The organism is Agromyces sp. Y782 (assembly GCF_059445405.1).
Genome location: NZ_JCAIUG010000002.1, coordinates 963,386 through 980,953, shown reverse-complemented (window position 1 = coordinate 980,953; position 17,568 = coordinate 963,386). Strand labels below are relative to the sequence as shown.

General features: G+C 66.3%; 14 protein-coding genes. 11 read left to right on the top strand and 3 right to left on the bottom strand.

Annotated elements, in window-relative coordinates; translation table 11 throughout:
* Window positions 1-571 precede the first annotated feature (571 nt).
* From AC1C2S_RS18795 to AC1C2S_RS18780, 4 genes are all read left to right on the top strand, one after another.
* Complete coding sequence (locus tag AC1C2S_RS18795; RefSeq protein WP_495354119.1) at window positions 572-4,225, top strand: DUF7927 domain-containing protein; 3,654 nt, start codon at window positions 572-574, stop codon at window positions 4,223-4,225.
* A 174-nt stretch (window positions 4,226-4,399) separates the two neighbouring features.
* The gene (locus AC1C2S_RS18790) at window positions 4,400-4,966 is read left to right on the top strand and encodes a hypothetical protein (RefSeq protein WP_495354118.1); all 567 of its coding nucleotides are present in this window, start codon (window positions 4,400-4,402) and stop codon (window positions 4,964-4,966) included.
* A gap of 162 nt (window positions 4,967-5,128) precedes the next feature.
* Window positions 5,129-6,862, top strand: coding sequence for a pyridoxal-dependent decarboxylase (locus AC1C2S_RS18785; protein ID WP_495354117.1), 1,734 nt, complete (start codon window positions 5,129-5,131; stop codon window positions 6,860-6,862).
* Window positions 6,863-6,966: 104 nt separating this feature from the next.
* Complete coding sequence (locus AC1C2S_RS18780; RefSeq protein ID WP_495354116.1) at window positions 6,967-8,436, top strand: FAD/NAD(P)-binding protein; 1,470 nt, start codon at window positions 6,967-6,969, stop codon at window positions 8,434-8,436.
* Window positions 8,437-8,535: 99 nt separating this feature from the next.
* Here the strand turns inward: AC1C2S_RS18780 and AC1C2S_RS18775 are convergent, their stop codons facing one another.
* Window positions 8,536-9,714: a 4-hydroxybenzoate 3-monooxygenase gene (locus tag AC1C2S_RS18775; RefSeq protein ID WP_495354115.1), complete on the bottom strand. Its 1,179-nt coding sequence runs from the start codon at window positions 9,712-9,714 to the stop codon at window positions 8,536-8,538.
* A 126-nt stretch (window positions 9,715-9,840) separates the two neighbouring features.
* On the bottom strand, window positions 9,841-10,593 hold the full coding sequence (locus tag AC1C2S_RS18770; RefSeq protein ID WP_495354114.1) for an IclR family transcriptional regulator: 753 nt from the start codon (window positions 10,591-10,593) through the stop codon (window positions 9,841-9,843).
* Between the two features lie 113 nt (window positions 10,594-10,706).
* Between AC1C2S_RS18770 and pcaH the strand changes: the two genes are divergently transcribed.
* Genes pcaH through AC1C2S_RS18735 form a run of 7 tightly spaced genes read left to right on the top strand, consistent with a single transcriptional unit; the run spans window position 10,707 to window position 16,026 of the window.
* Window positions 10,707-11,516: a protocatechuate 3,4-dioxygenase subunit beta gene (gene pcaH, locus AC1C2S_RS18765; RefSeq protein ID WP_495354113.1), complete on the top strand. Its 810-nt coding sequence runs from the start codon at window positions 10,707-10,709 to the stop codon at window positions 11,514-11,516.
* A gap of 1 nt (window position 11,517) precedes the next feature.
* Window positions 11,518-12,081: a protocatechuate 3,4-dioxygenase subunit alpha gene (pcaG, locus tag AC1C2S_RS18760; protein ID WP_495354112.1), complete on the top strand. Its 564-nt coding sequence runs from the start codon at window positions 11,518-11,520 to the stop codon at window positions 12,079-12,081.
* A complete protein-coding gene (locus AC1C2S_RS18755; RefSeq protein ID WP_495354111.1) occupies window positions 12,071-13,435 on the top strand; it encodes a lyase family protein in 1,365 nt (454 codons plus the stop codon). Before pcaG ends, AC1C2S_RS18755 begins: the two co-directional genes overlap by 11 nt.
* Entirely contained in the window at window positions 13,432-14,211 is a 780-nt protein-coding gene (locus AC1C2S_RS18750) for an alpha/beta fold hydrolase (RefSeq protein ID WP_495354110.1), read from the top strand. Before AC1C2S_RS18755 ends, AC1C2S_RS18750 begins: the two co-directional genes overlap by 4 nt.
* Complete coding sequence (gene pcaC / locus AC1C2S_RS18745) at window positions 14,208-14,624, top strand: 4-carboxymuconolactone decarboxylase (protein ID WP_495354109.1); 417 nt, start codon at window positions 14,208-14,210, stop codon at window positions 14,622-14,624. Before AC1C2S_RS18750 ends, pcaC begins: the two co-directional genes overlap by 4 nt.
* Window positions 14,621-15,367 (top strand): 3-oxoacid CoA-transferase subunit A, encoded by a 747-nt coding sequence (locus AC1C2S_RS18740; RefSeq protein ID WP_495354108.1) that lies wholly within the window; start codon window positions 14,621-14,623, stop codon window positions 15,365-15,367. Before pcaC ends, AC1C2S_RS18740 begins: the two co-directional genes overlap by 4 nt.
* Entirely contained in the window at window positions 15,364-16,026 is a 663-nt protein-coding gene (locus AC1C2S_RS18735; protein ID WP_495354107.1) for a 3-oxoacid CoA-transferase subunit B, read from the top strand. The genes AC1C2S_RS18740 and AC1C2S_RS18735 overlap by 4 nt, the downstream gene beginning before the upstream one ends.
* 76 nt (window positions 16,027-16,102) lie before the next feature.
* On the opposite strand, the gene AC1C2S_RS18730 is transcribed toward AC1C2S_RS18735, so the two are convergent.
* A complete protein-coding gene (locus AC1C2S_RS18730; RefSeq protein ID WP_495354106.1) occupies window positions 16,103-17,563 on the bottom strand; it encodes a flotillin family protein in 1,461 nt (486 codons plus the stop codon).
* Between the last annotated feature and the right edge of the window lie 5 nt (window positions 17,564-17,568).

The window sequence follows — 17,568 nt, the reverse complement described above, 5'->3', positions numbered from 1 at the left end:
CGGTGCTCGCATATCGGTCCCAGTGTTTCTGGACGAGAGCGGTAGCCGCCTCCGCCCCCTCGCGCTGGGCGATCGCCACGACGGCATCCGCAAGGTTCTCAGCTTCAACCCAGTCGCCTCCGGGAGGTGGTTGTGGTGCTCCAGGGTCGGATGTCACAACCGGCGACCCGTGATCCTGGCCGACGGTTCGGGCAGGCCACACCACGTCTCACCCAGATCGAGATCGAACATACGTGAACCCCTTGCACGCGTCGTCGAAACGTCAATAACAGTGAGGTGACGGATCTGCGATCCGAAAAGTGTCAGACCGACCGGGCGACCGCGAACAACCCTGAGATGGACCACGAAGGAACCATTCAGTAATACAAAAAACCTACCCGTGCTGTTCCGCCCAACGAGTACTAATTCCGGGGTGCATTCCGAGGGGAACCCTCAAACTTCCCGTCGCCTATTGAAGACTGTCCGTGATTCACAGCTCTTCACCGCGTCATCTACGCGGTGGCCGTGGGTCGGGGGAGAGCTCGCACCGCGCCATCCAGGCGTCGGCCGCGAGTTGGGGGAAAGGATCGTCATGCAGGGTAAAGCCACCTATCGGAAATCGGGAGAACGCAGGCGCATCTTCGGCACAAGCAAACGCCGTAGTGGGTTGCTCGCCGTCATCCTCAGCGTTGGTCTGCTCGCCAGCGGGCTGAGTGGGTTGGCTGCGCTGACCACCACTTCGCCTGCGGAAGCTGCGCCGGAGGCATGGACATGTTCTTCCTTCGGCTATCTCTTCCAGACGCCGGACGCGACAACACACCAGATCGTCCAGGTCGACCTGGTGAGCGGCGAGGCAACGGCGATTGGTACCACGCCGGACTCCGTCAATGCCGTCGGCTACAACACCCTCGACAACTACATGTACGGCTGGGACAACGACACGGCCACGATCGTTCGCATCTCTTCCGATGGAACCTTAGAGGACCTCGGCAGCCCGGCCGGAGCACCGGCCGGTGTCGGCTACCAGGTCGGCGACTTCGACGACGCCGGTCACCTGTACCTCCAGTACGGAGGTTTTGGGACGCTGGAATGGATCGAGGTTGATCTCGCACCGGGCTCTGCGACGTATGGGCAGCTCATTTCCTCGGGTACTGCGACCAAACCCGCCGATCTCGGAAACATGCCCTCTGACTGGACTTTCGTCAACGGCTCGTTCTATGGCCTCGCTGACACGGCCTCGGGCACCGGCGCCGCGCAGCTGATCGCCTTCAACACGGCCACGCATGAAACGACGAACCTTGGGCCGGTGACCGGCACCGATGGGAATAGCACCTACGGGGCTGCGTACGCCGATGCTGCCGGGAACCTCTACTTCGGTCAAAACGACACCGGCGTGATCTACCGGGTGGACCCCTCCACCCGCGCCTCGATCCTATTGTCGAATGGCCCCATCTCGGGAGGAAACGACGGTGCCCGCTGCGCCACCGCCGCAATCCCGACGATCACCGTCGTGAAGCAGGTCAACGGGCGCGCGACGGCTGCAGACCAGTTCACGGTCGGCCTGAATGACACCGCTGGCACCACGTTGACCTCCGCCACCACCACCGGGGCCAACACCTCGGCTTCCACAACCAACTGGCCGGTGTCGCAGGATGCCACTTATACAATCACCGACGCGATGGCCGTCGGCTCACCTGGCAGTCTGGCGTCGTATGCCGCCACCGTCGTATGTGTGGACGGCAGCGGGGCGACGGTCACGACCGGGGGGGCCGTCGGTGCGTGGACCTTGAATGTCGCCGCCGCGGACGACTACACCTGCACGGTCACGAACACGGCCAACACGTCCAGTTACACCGTCTCGAAGACATCTTCGGCGACAACCGTCACCCCGGGCGCAACTCTCACATATACGGTGACGGTGACGAACACTGGAACCGTCCCCTACACCGCCGACAACCCAGCCTCACTGACAGACGATCTGTCTGCGGTACTGGATGACGCCACCTACAACGGGGACGCCTCGAATGGCGCCACCGTGGATGGCACCACGCTGTCCTGGTCCGGGCCGCTGGCAGTCGGTGAAACGCAGGCAATCACCTACTCGGCGACGGTCAATGACCCGGACACTGGCGATCATGCGTTGGCCAACACGGTCGTTCCGACTGGCGAAGGCGGTACATGCGATCCTGCCCTCGAATGCACCACGACGACTCCGGTCCAGTCGTTGACTCTCACGAAGACGGCGGACACGAATGAGGTCGTGCCTGGTGACACCATCACCTACACAGTCACGCTGGAGAACACGGGCCAGGCCGACTATACAGCGGCCGCTGCGGCATCCTTCACCGATGACCTGACCGAAGTGCTGGACGACGCGAGCTACAACAACGACGCAACCGGCGGCGCAACATACGCGGACCCTGTGCTGTCGTGGTCGGGGCCGCTTGCGGTCGGGGCGACGCAAACGATCACCTACTCGGTGACGGTCGATGATCCCGTCACGGGGGACTCGAGGTTGACCAACGCGATCGTGTCGACGACACCGGGCACGAACTGTCCGGCCGACTCCGATGATCCGGCCTGTATCGTGCTGATCCCTTCGGGCTCGTACACGGTGGCCAAGTCCTCATCGACGACGATGGTAACCCCCGGTGACACGGTGACGTACACGGTGACGGTCACGAACACCGGCCAGGTCGACTACACCGCAGCCGATCCGGCGTCCTTCGACGACGATCTGACGGCGGTGCTGGATGACGCCGCGTACAACGACGACGCATCGAACGGTGCCACCGTCGATGGCGTCACGTTGTCCTGGTCGGGCGGCCTCGCGGTCGGTGAGACCGTGACGATCACCTACTCGTTGACGGTGAACAATCCAGACAACGGGGATCACGATCTCACCAACACGGTCGCACCGACCGGCCCGGGCGGCTCCTGCGACCCCGACGATTGCAAGACCACAACACTGGTCCAGTCGTTCACAGCCACGAAGACGGCTGACGCGACCGACGTCGTGCCTGGTGACACGATCACCTACACGATCACGATCGAGAACACCGGTCAGGTCGACTACACGGCCGACGCCCCGGCGACCTTCAGCGATGACCTGACCGGCGTGCTCGACGATGCGAGCTACAACGACGACGCCAGCGGTGGCGCAAGCTTCGCCGATCCGGTGTTGTCGTGGTCGGGCCCGCTGGCGGTGGGTGCATCGGCGACGATCACCTACTCAGTGACGGTCGACGACCCCGAAACTGGAGACGCGGTATTGCCGAACGCGGTTGTCACCGGCGATGGTGGCAACTGCCCCGTCGGCTCTGACGACCCGGCGTGTTTCGTGGAGATCCCGTCGGGGTCCTACACGGTGGCGAAGTCGGCCTCCGTGCCGACCGTCGACCAGGACGGCACCCTGACCTACACCGTCACCGTGACCAACACCGGGTCGATCGGCTACACGGCTGACAAGCCCGCCTCGTTCTCCGACGACCTCTCGGCCGTGCTGGACGACGCAACCTACAACGGCGATGCCAGCAACGGCGCCACGGTCACCGGCGCCACGCTCTCGTGGTCCGGAGCCTTGGCGGTCGGTCAGGAGATCGCCATCACCTATTCGGTCACGGTGAACAATCCGGACACGGGGGATAAGGTTCTGAACAACTTCGTGCGACCGACCTCCCCAGGTGGCTCGTGCGTGACCGATGTTGAATGCACCAACACGACACCGGTCCGTGCGCTCGAGGCGTTCAAGACGAGTGACAGCACCAGCACCGCCCCGGGTAAGACCGTGACCTACACGATCACGCTCACCAACACCGGTACGGCGGATTACACCGCGGCTGACCCGGCCTCGTTCTCCGACAACCTCTCGGCGGTGCTCGACGATGCGAGCTACAACGACGACGCGACGGGCGGTGCCGGGTACACCGCACCAGTGCTGTCGTGGTCGGGTCCGCTCAGTATCGGCGGGGTCCAGACCGTCACCTACTCGGTGACGGTGAACAGTCCGGATCTGGGGGACCATGTGCTGCGGAACGCGGTCGTCACTCCGGGCAGCAACTGTGTTGCCGACTCGGATGACGAGGCGTGCTCGACGACGACCGAAGTCGACGACCCGCCATCGCCGGGCGGGCTGGCCTCGACCGGCATCGGCCCCTGGCTGACGCCGTCGGTGATCGCGGCGCTGCTCGCAGTCATGGCAGGTCTCGGTATCGTCCTCATCCGACGTCGCCCGGCGGCGAAGTAACCGAGTAGCGGTGGGCGGGTCAGCGCATCTCCCGCTGACCCGCCCGCACCCCGGAGGAACACCATGACCGCTTGCCACCCTCGAAGGGCGATCATTACCGTCGTCGCGGCGATAGCACTCACGCTCGCCTTCGCACCTACCGCGGCGACAGCCGCTTCGGCACCGCAGTTGTCCGTGACGCTGAACAGCAGCGAGACGACCGTCACCGCCGGCGACGAGGTCATCTACACGGGCGAGGTCAAGAACCTCGGCGACGCCGACACAGACGTCAAGGTCGTCGTGGCCGCCCCCACCTACGTCACGCTCGAGGCGAGCAACGACGCGACGGTCGAGAAGAGCGAAGCAACGTGGACCACAAGTCTCGGTGCCGGGAAGACCTCGAAATTCGCCATTCACGCGACCATCGGCAGGATTCCGGATACCGATCGGCGCGTGACCACACTCGCCAGCGTCTACATCGGCGACAATGCCTCGCCCATAGTCCGTACAGCGAACGCGAGCTTCATCACCGGCGTGGATGACACCCCCGGCGGGCAGGCAACCAAGGCCGCGGCGACAACGCCAGACGATGGGGCTCCCGGTGGACTGGTGCCCTGGCTCATCGCCGGTGGAGCGCTGTTCGTTCTGATCATCGCCGCGGCCGTCTCTTTGCCGACCCGCCGACGTCAGCGGCAGCGAACTCTCGACAGGGCGACGGACTCCGAGCGACAGATCGAGCGAATGAGTCACGGTGAACCCTGATGCGAGCGACCGTCTTCTGGTCGCGCTCACTCGCCAGTGGCCGAAGGACCGAGCCGGAGTGCTCCTCGGCCACGCCGGTTCACGTGCTGGGCCGGCGCGTCTCCAGGAAGGCCGGGCAGGAAGCTGCTCGAGGACATTCACCGACGAGAAACGGAAGTCTCGATGACCAACACCGTGTATGCAACACCGCGTTCAGATGGCCAAGAGGAATCCTCGACGCACGATGAGCAGCCCCTGTTCGCGCGTCGATTCGGACGCAACAGCTTGGACGCGTTATTTCCCGTTGAGGACCGGGCAGTGGCGCTTGCGGGCCTGGTGGCGGCCGGTTCGGCGGCTTTTGAACCTGTTGGTGCACGCTTCGGCAACCCGGATCCGACAGCTTTCGGCCGGCTGCTGGAGGATTTCGAATCCGGCATGCCGGAGCACCCGGCCGAAGACGCGGGCGCCCTGGTCGAGCGCATCGCGACGACGTTCCTCACCGGCGCTGTGGACTGGCGCCACCCGTCGCTGCAGGTGAATGTCGGCGCGCCCCCGACACTCGTCGCCTCCGCTCTCTACGCGCTTGGGCTGGACGCCAATGTCAACCTTGTGAACGACGGGGTTGCCGGGCGCGTGATCGAGGCTGAGGCACTCGTCTCTCGTGTGCTCAGCACGCTCGCAGGGGTATCAGAGAGTGCAGCTCGCGGGCTGTTCGTGTTCGGCGGTACCGGGACGATCGCGTACGGAATCCGATGCGGCCTCGCGAAGGCGACACCTGACATCGACAGTCAAGGAGTGAGCAAGGACACCTTCGTCGCCATCACCGAAGAGGCACATTTCTCCCACGCACGTAGCGCTCGCTGGCTGGGGCTGGGCGACAACCAGATCGTGACTCTGCCGTCCGATGAACAGCGCGCCACGCGATTCGACGAGGCCTGCAAGATGATCGAGACCAAGATCGCTGGAGGGGGTCGCCTCGCAGCGCTTGTGCTCAACTGCGGGACGACGTATGACCACAGCGTTGACGGCGTCGCACGGTTCCGTCGTTTCATCGACGAGCTCGTGGAGCGGTACAACCTCGACTACCGCCCGCACATCCACGTGGATAGTGTCATCGGCTGGGAGTGGCTGTTCTTTCGCGACTCTACGTTTGCCGCAGGCCACGAGATCGACCAGAACACTCAGCGCATACTGCTCGAGCAGGCTGCGCTCGTCACCTCGGCGATCCAGAACGCGGACTCCTGGGGGGTGGACTTTCACAAAGGGGCAGGCTGCTGCCCGGTCGACTGCAGCGTTGTGCAGTTCAACGACGCCCGCGATTTGGGCTACCTCAACGGAGCTGAAAGGCCCGACGAGATGCACCAGGTGGCGCCCGAGCTGAGCACCCAATCGCCAGCGGACTACACCTTGGAGACATCACGAGCCGGGGCGAAGGCGCTCGCTGCGCTCGGGTCACTCCATGCCCTCGGTGCCGAAGGCTACCGGACCGTGCTCGCCGGACTCGTCGACGCTGCACAGGCCTTCCGCCGTCAGATCGACAGGTACTCGGATCTGCAGGTCGAGAACCCGTACTCACGCGGGTACCAGTCGATGGTGCGCATATATCCGCCGGACCTGGTGGGCTCGCCGCTCCGAGCTACCGAGCGAACGAGCGACAGTGCCGAGCAGCAGGAGTTCACCGCCGCGGTGAATGACTACATCCGTCGATTCGTCGATTGGGACGAGCGCGAACGGACGTCTCAAGGCGGCGCCGGACCGTACTACTCCTACAGCAGCAGATTCGCTTCGACTCCGTCGGGGGCTCGACTGGCGGGCCTGAAGTTCTATCCGACGTCGCCACGGCTCTCCAACGCCGACGCTCGCGATTCAGCCAAGTTCCTGTTCGCTCTCAAAGCACGATTCGACAGCGAGAACTGACGAGGTCGCGTCAGTTCACGTGCCCGTGCCGGCTGGCCCACTCATGGCGAGGTCGGAAATGAAGCCGTCCGAGGACATCCATCGACGAAAACGGAGTCAGTAGCGTGAGAATCGCCATCATTGGACTTGGTGCAGCCGGCGCATGCATGTTGGACAGCCTCCATCGGAGGCTCGGGCACCGGACTGATATCGGCCTGACCCTCTACGACCCTGTCGACGAACCGTGGGTCGGACGCGCGTTTCAGGACGATGGCGACTGGGTGCTCGCCAACGTAACGGTGCCCAATATGTCGGTCCGGCATGGCGACGACGCGCACGCCAAGCGCTGGCTCGTTCGAGGGAATCATCTCGACCCGCAACATTCTGGGCACACCTTCCTGCCGCGGTCGCTCTACGGGCGCTATCTCTCAGAGCATGCGAACGGGCTCGTCGACGAGATGCGAGGTCGAGGCTGGAACGTCGAGTTCGTCAAGGAACGAGCGACCTCGCTCACGCCGAATGGCGACTCCGGATACACGATCGGCAGCACCGGGCGTCGCGACGAACACGACCATGTCATTCTTTGCGCCGGTGGTAGCGTCCTCGCCGACCAATACGGTCTCGCCTCACATGAAGGCTACGTCGCGGCTCCATATCCGACCGACAAAAACCTCAGCGACATCCCATCGGATGCTGCGATCGGGATCCTCGGAAGCGGCCTCACCGCGGTCGACACCATAGCGGCGCTCACCGCGCGCGGCCATGCCGGCCCGGTGAGCCTGTATTCACGATCGGGCGTCCTCCCGTTCGTCCGTCGCCCGGGACCCGACTGGGTGGCCAAACACCTCACATCCGATCGAATCGCGGACCTCGCGCGCGCAACCGGCGAACTCCGTCTTGCCGATCTGGAGCGACTCTTCAACCAAGAGGTCCAGGCCTGGGGAGGCACACCGCGAGGCATCTTCCCGCCGCCGCCGATCGCCGACCCGCAGTCTTGGCTGCGCTGGCAGCTTCAGCAACAGCCCCACGACCGCCGTGACCTGGAGACGTTCATCTTTCAGAAGTCGGTGGCCACTGCCGGCCTCTGGGGTGACATCTGGTACGCCCTGCGCCACCAGGACAGAGACCGGTTGACGACGGCCCCCACGCTCCGCGACATCATGAGCCGCGTGAGTCCGATGCCGCCAGTCAACGCGGAGAAGGTCCTGGCAATGCTCGACACCGGCCAGATGAAGGTGAGGACAGGCATCGAGTCAGTGCTCCCTGCACGACAAGGATTCGATGTACAGCTGCCCTCGACCAAGGAGCACGTCGACTACGTCGTGAACGCAATCACTCCCAGCAGCTATGGCGTCCATCCGAGCGTGCAAGAGCTCGTGGACAGCGCAATCAAACATGGTCTGGCCAGACAGCACGACTTTGGAGGCATCGAGGTGACCGGCGCCACCAGTGCGGTCCGCGGCCCCAGAGAACAGGGTGGTCTGTACGCCTTGGGTGACCTGACCAGAGGTGCATTCTTCTTCATCTTCGGACTGTCTCTCCTGGTGGAACGTAGCGCCGACATCGCCGCCGCGATCCATCGGACGTCGATATGAGACAACCCGGTTCTGGTGCGTTGTCACGGATACCCACCCCGGTGTACATCGCCGTCGCCGAGCGGCACGCCTCCATGGTGCGATACATCGCCTACCGAGTCACCTGACCGGCCATCCCGTGTACGCCTCCGCCAGGTAGGTGCGGCCGGCTTCCGACTCGACGACGGAGCGCAGTTCGCCGAGCTGGCGCCGCCGGTCGAAGTCGCCTGCATCCGGCGTGATATGGAGCAAGTTCGTCATCCACCAGGAGAAGTGCTGCGCCTTCCAGATGCGCTTCAGGGCGAGCTCGGCGTAGCCGTCGATGAGGCGGGAGTCGTGTTCGAGGATCAGGGTGCGCAGAGCCTCGGCGAGCACGATGACGTCGGCCACGGCGAGGTTCATGCCCTTCGCGCCGGTCGGCGGAACCGTGTGCGCAGCATCGCCGACGAGTGCGGCGCGGCCGCGGCGGAGCTCGTGGGCGACGAAGCTGCGGAAGCGGAGCACGTCGCGTTGGAAGATCGGTCCCTCGGTGAGCGTCGAACCCGGTACGCGTTCCTGGAGCGTCTCCCAGATCTCCGTCTCGCTCATCGCGTTCGGGTCGGCGTCGGGATCGCACTGGAAGTACATCCGCTGCACTTCGGAGCTGCGCTGACTGATGAGTGCGAAACCGGCATCCGAATTGCTGTAGATGAGTTCGTGAGAGCTCGGTGGCGCCTCGCAGAGGATGCCGAACCAGGCGAACGGGTACTCGCGGAAGTATCCGCCTGTCACAGAGCCTGTGACGGCTGCGCGGACGACACTGCGCGAGCCGTCGGCCCCGACGACGAAGTCGGCATCGAGTTCGAGGACGCCGCCGTTCGCGTCGGTCGCGATGACGCGCGGTCGGTCGCCCTCGGCACCCTCGACGTGCGTCGCTGTGACGCCGAAGCGGAGATCCTGTCCGGCTCTCAGTCGGAGCGAGAGAAGATCCGTGAGCACCTCGTGCTGCGGATACAGCCAGACGCTGCGCCCGACGAGGCCGGGGAAGTCGATCCGGTGCCCTTCGCCCTGGAAGCGCAACTCGATTCCGTCGTGCCGCTGGCCCGTGGTGTGAACGCGCGAGTTCGGATCGATGGCGGCGAGGAGGTCGACCGTGCCCTGTTCGAGGATGCCGGCGCGGATCGTCGTCTCGATCTCCTCGCGGGAGCGCTGGTCGATGACGATCGAAGAGACGCCCGCATCCGCGAGCAGCTGGGAGAGCACGAGACCGGCGGGGCCCGCGCCGACGATGGCGACCTGCGTACGGCCGGTGGTGGTCATGGCGTCTCCCTCGACGATCGAACGGCACGGGATCGCCGCGCGGCTGGTTCACATTGTGTGCCGTCGCTCTCTCGATCCAGGGCGGTATCCCGTTCATCGGGAATCTGGGCTCAGTGGAATCGGTACTCAGTGGCGGAAGCCCAGCACCCGCTCGATGTCGCGAGCTGCGCGGTGCAGCTCTACCAGCGCGTACTGCGACTCCGCCTCCCGCGGAAGGACGACGGAGAGTGCGGCGATGACCGCGGACGTCTCATCCCGGATCGGTACGGCGATGCCGGTGGAGACCTCTTCGATGTAGCCGGGCGCGACTGCATGACCGAGTACGCGCACTTCTGCGAGCTTGTGCCGCACTGCTGCCGGGTCGGACAGGGTCGCGCGGGTGAGGCGCGTCAGTGGGGCTGCGAGGATGCGGTCCTGAACGTCGTGGTCGGCGAAGGCCAGCAGCACCAGTCCGGAGCTGGAGGCGTGCAGCGGCAGCCGACCGGCGACCCGGGTGATGTTCGAGCCGGAACTCGGGCTGCTCAGTCGCTCGAGGAACAGCGCCTCGTCTTGCTCGAGGATCGCGAGTTGAGTGTGCTCGCGCACCCTGGCCTGCACGCGCTCCATGAACGGCATCGCCGCCTGACGCAGGCGCAGGGCGCCGGAAGAGCGCGTGGCGAGCTCCCACAGTCGCATGCCGATGCGCACTCGCCGACTCCCGTCGCGCTCGAGGAGTCCGGCTTCGACGAGCTCTGCAACGATGCGGTGGGCGCTGGACGAGGGGAGCCCCGATCGTCGTCCGATCTCGGCGGTCGTCTGCACGGTTCGGGTGGGAGTGAACGTCTCCAGGATCCGCACGAGGCGATCGGTCGAGGAGTCGCCGGACGGTGAGTTGGCCACGGTGACAGCATGACAGAGATGGAGATCAATTCCCATTGATCGGGAGTAGGGCTCGGGAGCGGCCATATCCGGCGGAGGATGTGAGCAGCCCGTTGAGGTGTTGAAGGAGGCCTATGTCAGACCGCGCAACCGCAGCTCCGGAGTCGCCGCCCGAGTCATCCGATCAGGCCTCGCAGCGGGGGATCACCCAGGAGATCCAGAACCGGCACGCGGCATACGAGCAACGCGAGGCCGCGGGCGAGAGGCTGCCGGCGACGATGTACGATTTCCCGCCGTATCGCTCCAGCGTCCTGCGGCATCCGACCAAGAACCCGAAGCTCGTCGACCCGGAGACGATCGAACTGCTCTCGCCGGCATTCGGTCAGCGTGATGTCGCCGCGATCGAGTCCGACCTCACGATCCAGCACGACGGTGAGCCGCTCGGCGAGCGGATGACCGTGCGCGGACGACTGCTCGACTCATGGGGTCGCCCGGTGGCGAATCAATTGGTCGAAATCTGGCAGGCCAACTCCGCCGGTCGTTACATCCATCAGCGTGACCAGCATCCGGCCCCCCTCGATCCGAACTTCACGGGTGCCGGGCGGGCCGTCACGAACGACGACGGCGAGTATGTGTTCACGACGATCAAACCGGGGCCGTATCCGTGGAAGAACCACGTGAACGCGTGGCGTCCGGCGCATATCCACTTCTCGATCTTCGGTTCCTCGTTCACGCAGCGGATCGTGACCCAGATGTATTTCCCGGGCGATCCGCTGTTCGCTCTCGACCCGATCTACAACACGATCTGGCGGCAGAAGGATCGAGATGCGCTCATCAGCGTCTACGACCACGACCTCACTTCTCCCGAGTGGTCGACGGGGTATCGCTTCGACATCGTCGTCGATGGACCCGATGCCACCTGGTTCGAACCCGAAGGGGAGTGACGTGCCCGTACCCGCACGAACGCATCGACCGACACCCGGGCAGACCGTCGGGCCCTTCTTCGCCTACGGCGTCGAGTTCCCGCTGATGAATCAGATCGTGCATCCGCATTCGCCGGGTGCGATCGTGCTCGGAGGCACCGTGTACGACGGCAACGGCTCGCCCGTGCCGGACGCCTTCGTGGAGATCTTCTCGCCAGGCGCCGACGGCTCGGTGCCGCGAGCGCGAGGTTCGTTCCGACGGGACGGTCACACGTTCACGGGCTTCGGGCGCGCCTTCACGAACGATGAGGGGCACTACGAATTCTGGACGCGGAACCCCGGCGCCACGACCGACGGCGCTGCGGCCTTCGTCGCTGCGATCGTCTACGCTCGCGGCCTCCCGAACAAGCTGCACACCCGCATCTACCTCCCCGACGACGAGCCCGCCCTCGACGCCGATGCACTTCTCGCCACCCTCCCGGCCGATGAACGGGCTACGCTCATCGCAACGCGCACCCCCGACGGATATCTCCACCACGACATCCGGCTGCAGGGGGAGAAGGAGACCGTCTTCCTTGCCTTCTGAACCGGGTACGCCGTTCGACATCGGCCTGCTCTCACCTGTCACCGTCGAATTCGAAGAGGACACGACGGATGCCGCGATCCTCGCGCATCTGGTCGCGGTCGAAGTGGCTCTCACGAAGGCGTGGGGCGCGGTCGGGGTGGCACCGGCGCAGGCCGTTGCCGAGGTCGTGGCCGCCCTCGGCGAGACCGGATCGGGCCGACCGGCCGACGACGTGCTCCGGCTCTCCGCCGCTTCGGTCGTGCCTGCCGCACGTGCCGGGGGAAACCCGGTGATCCCCTTGGTCGCATTGCTGCGCACACGAGTCGGCGGGGATGCAGCGGCATGGGTGCATCGCGGGGCGACGAGCCAGGACATCCTCGACTCTGCACTCATGGTCACCGCCCGCCGTGCAGGCGAGCGGATCCAGCAGGACCTCGTGAGGGCGGAGCGCCGGCTCATCGACCTCTCCAGAGCTCAGCGAGACGTCGCCGCCGCCGCCCGCACCCTCACGCAACACGGCGTTCCGACCACGGTTGGACTGCGGATGGCCACGTGGCTGCGCGCGGTCTCGCGAGCCCGCGCCCGGCTCGGCGATGCGGTGGCCGGGCTGCCGGCGCAGCTGGGCGGCGCAGGGGGCACGCTGTCATCCTTCGTCGAGATCGGCGGAGCGGATGCCGCGGCCGCCCTTCCCGCGGCCTTCGCAGCAGAATTGCAGCTGGCCGTCCCCGCAGCGCCCTGGCACACTGCCCGATGGCCCGTGACCGAGCTGGCCGATGCGCTGGTGCAGACGAACGATGCACTCGGCGTCATCGCCGCGGACGTCGCCACGCTCAGCCGCACCGAGATCGGCGAGTTGGCGGAGGGTGCCGGCGGGGGATCCAGCGCCATGCCCCAGAAGCAGAACCCGGCGGCATCCATCCTGATCCGCTCCGCCGCGATCCGCGCGCCGCACTTGGGTGCCACACTGCACACCGCCGCGGCACTCGCCGTCGACGAGCGGCCGGATGGTGCGTGGCACGCCGAATGGCCGACCCTGCGCGAGCTGCTGCGCCTGACCCGCGGCGCGAGCGGCACCGCGGCAGACCTGCTCGCCGGACTCAGGGTGAACGGTGAGGCCGTCGCCCGAAACCTGGCTCTCACTCACGGGCTCATCGTCGCGGAACGACTGTCGATCCGGCTCACGCCGATCATCGGCCAGGATGCCGTGGCGGACATCATCGCGCGTGCGAGCGCCGGTGAATCGCTGGCGGCGCTCGTGCAGGGGAAGTCGGGCGGCGTCGACATCGGCGAGCTGCTCGATCCCGCGCAGTACACCGGGCTCGCCGGCCCGCTCGTCGACGAGGCGATCGCCACTGCGGAGAAGGAATTGCCGTGACCACCCCCGACGTCGCGCTGACCGATCCGGTCGGGCCCGAAGGCGCGCCGCTGCTCGTTCTCGGGCCATCACTCGGCACTTCCGGGATCCTCTGGGAGCACTGCATCCCGACCCTCGCCCGGCGGTATCGGGTGACCACCTGGGACCTCCCGGGGCATGGCGCCTCCGCCCCGTCGGCGGAGCCGTTCACCGTCGGCGAGCTCGCCGACGCCGTCGCCCGTGTCGTGTCGAGCCGAGAGCCCTTCCGCTACGCCGGCGTGTCGCTCGGTGGTGCGGTCGGACTGGAGCTTCTGCTCCGGCATCCGGACCGCGTTCCCAGCGCCGCGATCATCGCCTCCGGCGCGCAGCTCGGCACCCAGGATGACTGGGCGGCGCGCGCGGCCAAGGTGCGCGCCGAGAGCACCTCCAGCGTGCTCATCTCCTCCGCCCAACGCTGGTTCGCACCGGACTCCATCGCCCGCGAACCGGAGCTGTGCGGGCGGCTCCTGCACGTACTGCAGGATGCCGACGACGAGAGCTACGCGCGCTGCTGCGAAGCTCTCGCCGCCTACGACGTGCGCGGCAGGCTCGGTGACATCACCGCACCGGTGCTCGCGGCATGGGGCGAGTACGACGTCGTAGCGCCCGAGGAGAAGGCGCAGGAGATCGCATCCGGTGTGCAGGCCGGACGGATCGCCAGAATTGCGGATGCCGCGCACTTGCCGCCCGCGGAACAGGCCGCGACGATCGCGGGGCTGTTGCTCGAGTTCTTCGACTCCGAGGAGGAAGCATCATGACCAGACCGGTTGGTGCAGGGCTCACCGACGAAGAGCGCTACCGACAGGGCATGACCGTCCGCCGTGCGGTGCTCTCCGATGCGCACGTCGACCGCGCAGACGCGAACACCACCGAACTCACCGCGGACTGGCAGGACTTCATCACCCGCGTCGCCTGGGGCGACGTCTGGTCCAGGCCCGGACTCGACCGGCGCTCCCGGTCGATCGCGGTGCTGTCGTCGCTGATCGCGCACGGTCATCATGAGGAGCTCGCGATGCACCTGCGCGGAGCGCTGCGCAATGGACTCACGATCGACGAGATCCGCGAGGTGATCCTGCAGTCTGCCGTCTACTCGGGAGTTCCGGCCGCGAACACCGCCTTCCGCATCGCAGCCGAAGTATTCGCTCGATCCGATTCCGGGGAGGGCAGGTGATCGACAAGAGGGTTCCCGACGCCGCCACCGCGGTCGCCGACATCACGGACGGCGCGACGGTGATGATCGGCGGCTTCGGGCGGGCCGGTCAGCCCGTCGAGCTCATCGACGCCCTCATCGCCCACGGTGCATCCGACCTCACGATCGTCAACAACAATGCCGGAAACGGCGACACGGGCCTTGCAGCCCTGCTCGCGACGAAGCGGGTGCGCAAGATCATCTGCTCGTTCCCGCGGCAGCACGATTCGTGGGTGTTCGACGGGCTGTACCGGGCCGGACAGATCGAACTGGACCTCGTGCCTCAGGGCAACCTGGCCGAACGCATCCGCGCTGCCGGGGCCGGAATCGGTGCGTTCTTCTCGCCGACCGGCGTCGGCACACAGCTCGCCGAGGGCAAAGAGCGCCGGGAGATCGACGGGCGCACGTACGTGCTGGAGTATCCGATCAGAGCGGACTTCGCGCTCATCTCCGCGTTGACGGGCGACCGATGGGGAAACCTCGTCTATCGCGAGACGGCGCGCAACTTCGGCCCGATCATGGCGACGGCCGCCGCCACGACCATCGCCCAGGTGGACGACGTCGTCGAGTTGGGGACGCTCGATCCCGAAGCCGTGGTGACCCCAGGGATCTTCGTGAACCGCCTCGTCGCCGTCGGCCCCCGCTCGTGGGTGCACGATGGAGTGTTCGTCGGCGGCGTCGACATCGAAGGACGACCGCTCGCCGCGAGCGAGGGGGCCCAGTGAGCGCCCGCATCACCCGTGACGAGCTCGCCGAGCGAATCGCCGCGGATATCCCCGAGGGTTCCTACGTGAACCTCGGCATCGGTGCTCCGACGCTCGTCGCGAATTATCTGCCCGACGACCTCGAGATCATCCTGCACACCGAGAACGGACTGCTCGGAATGGGTTCTGCCCCCGAAGCGGGCCGCATCGACCCCGATCTGATCAACGCGGGAAAACAGCCGGTGACGGCATCGCCGGGAGCCGCGTACTTCCACCACGCGGACTCCTTCGCGATGATGCGCGGCGGGCACCTCGATGTCTGCGTGCTCGGGGCGTTCCAGGTGTCGCAGTCCGGCGATCTTGCGAACTGGTCGACCGGTGCGCCCGGTGCGATCCCCGCGGTCGGCGGCGCGATGGACCTCGCGATCGGCGCGAAGTCGGTGTACGTCATGACGGATCTGCTCGCGAAAGACGGCTCCTCCAAGCTCGTCGCGGCGTGCACGTATCCGCTCACCGGCGTCGGCTGCGTCACACGGGTCTACACCGACCATGCGATCTTCGACGTCACGCCGAGCGGGTTCGCCGTGAGAGAGGCGTTCGGCGACAACACCGCCGACTCGCTGGCGGAGCTGACCGGGCTCGCTCTCGGCGCATCCGATACGCAAATGGAGCAGGCGTGACCGCGTGACCGACGTCGCGTGGTGATCTTCGGTATGTCGACGGCATGCGCCGGTTCGTCACGAGAGAACGCCGAGGTTACTCGGTAGCGGTGGCGCTGTCGGCTTTCGTGAGCTGTCCGCCGGCGAGGCCGGCGAGGATCGACCCGACATCGAGTCCGGTCAGTGACTTCACGACCTCGGTGCCTTCGCTGAGCACCTGACCGACGGTCTTGGTGATCGCGCTCGCGCCGTCTGTCGAGACGACAGTGAGGTTCTTGATGTTCGAGATCGGCTCAGCCGCGGCACGCACGATCTCGGGCAGGCGGGAGATGATCTCCTGCGCGAGCGCCGCCTCACCGTACTTCTTGAGGGCGATCGCCTTGGCGTCGGTCGCCGCGGCATCGGCGAGGCCCTGTGCCTGCACCGCTGCGGCGCGCGCTTCGCCGTCGGCACGGATACCCGCGGCGAGGGCGACCTGTCGGTCGCGCTCGGCCTCGCCCGAGAAGCGCACGGCGGTGGCGGAGGCTTCGGCGTCTTGCACGGCCGCGACCTTGTTGGCTTCGGCGATCTTGGTGCGCTTGTACGCGTCGGCTTCGGTGGCCGCGTTCGCCGCGTCGCGCTGGGCTGTGGCGCGTTGCACCTCCGCGTACGCCTCGGCCTCAGCCGGCTTGCGGATCTCGATGTCGAGGCGCTCCTGCGTCACGAGTGCCTGCTCGGAGAGCGCGTCGCGCTCCTGCACGGCGACGAGCTTGTCTTGCTCGGCCGTGGCGAGCTGGCCGGATGCGTTGGCTTCGGCGTTGGCCCGGTCGGTCTCCGCTTTGATCGTGGCTTGCTTCAGGCTCAGCGCCTTCTGACGCTCGGCGACCTGCTCGGCCGCCTCGATGCGCGCGAACTCGCTCACCCGCGCCGCCTCGGCTTCGCTGACCTCGGCGACCTGTCGAGCACGCGCGGCTTCGGCTCGACCGAGGTTCGCGAGGTATTCGCTGCCGGGGGTGGAGATGTCGGAGATGTTCAGCAGGTCGACCTGGAGGCCCTGTTCGACGAGGTCGGTCTTCGTCTCGGACACGACTCGGTCGGAGAGGCTCTTGCGGTCGGAGATGATCTGTTCGATCGTCATGTCGCCGACGATCGAGCGGAGCGATCCTTCGAGCGACTCCTTGATGATCTCGGTCAGCAGCTCCTGCTGCGAGAGGAAGCGCTGCGCAGCACGCCGCACCCCGTCTTCGGTGCCGCTCACCTTGAAGTTGATCGAGGCCTTGATCGCGATCTTGATGCGGTTCTTGTCGACGCCCTCGACGGTGATGCCGATCTGACGCTGTTCGAGCGAGATTGCGAAGCCCTGCTGCAGGATCGGCCAGACGAAGGTGCGGCCTCCGATGACGACGCGTTGCCCCGACGACTGCTCGGGGGCTGCACGGCCGGCGCCGCGGCCGACGATCACGAGGGCTTCGTTCGGCGGCACACGCCTGATGCGGCGGGCGATGAAGGTGAGCAGTGCGAGCAGGGCGATGACGATCGCAACGACGGAGATGACCTGAATCAGCAGGGGGGAGAGCATCGGGT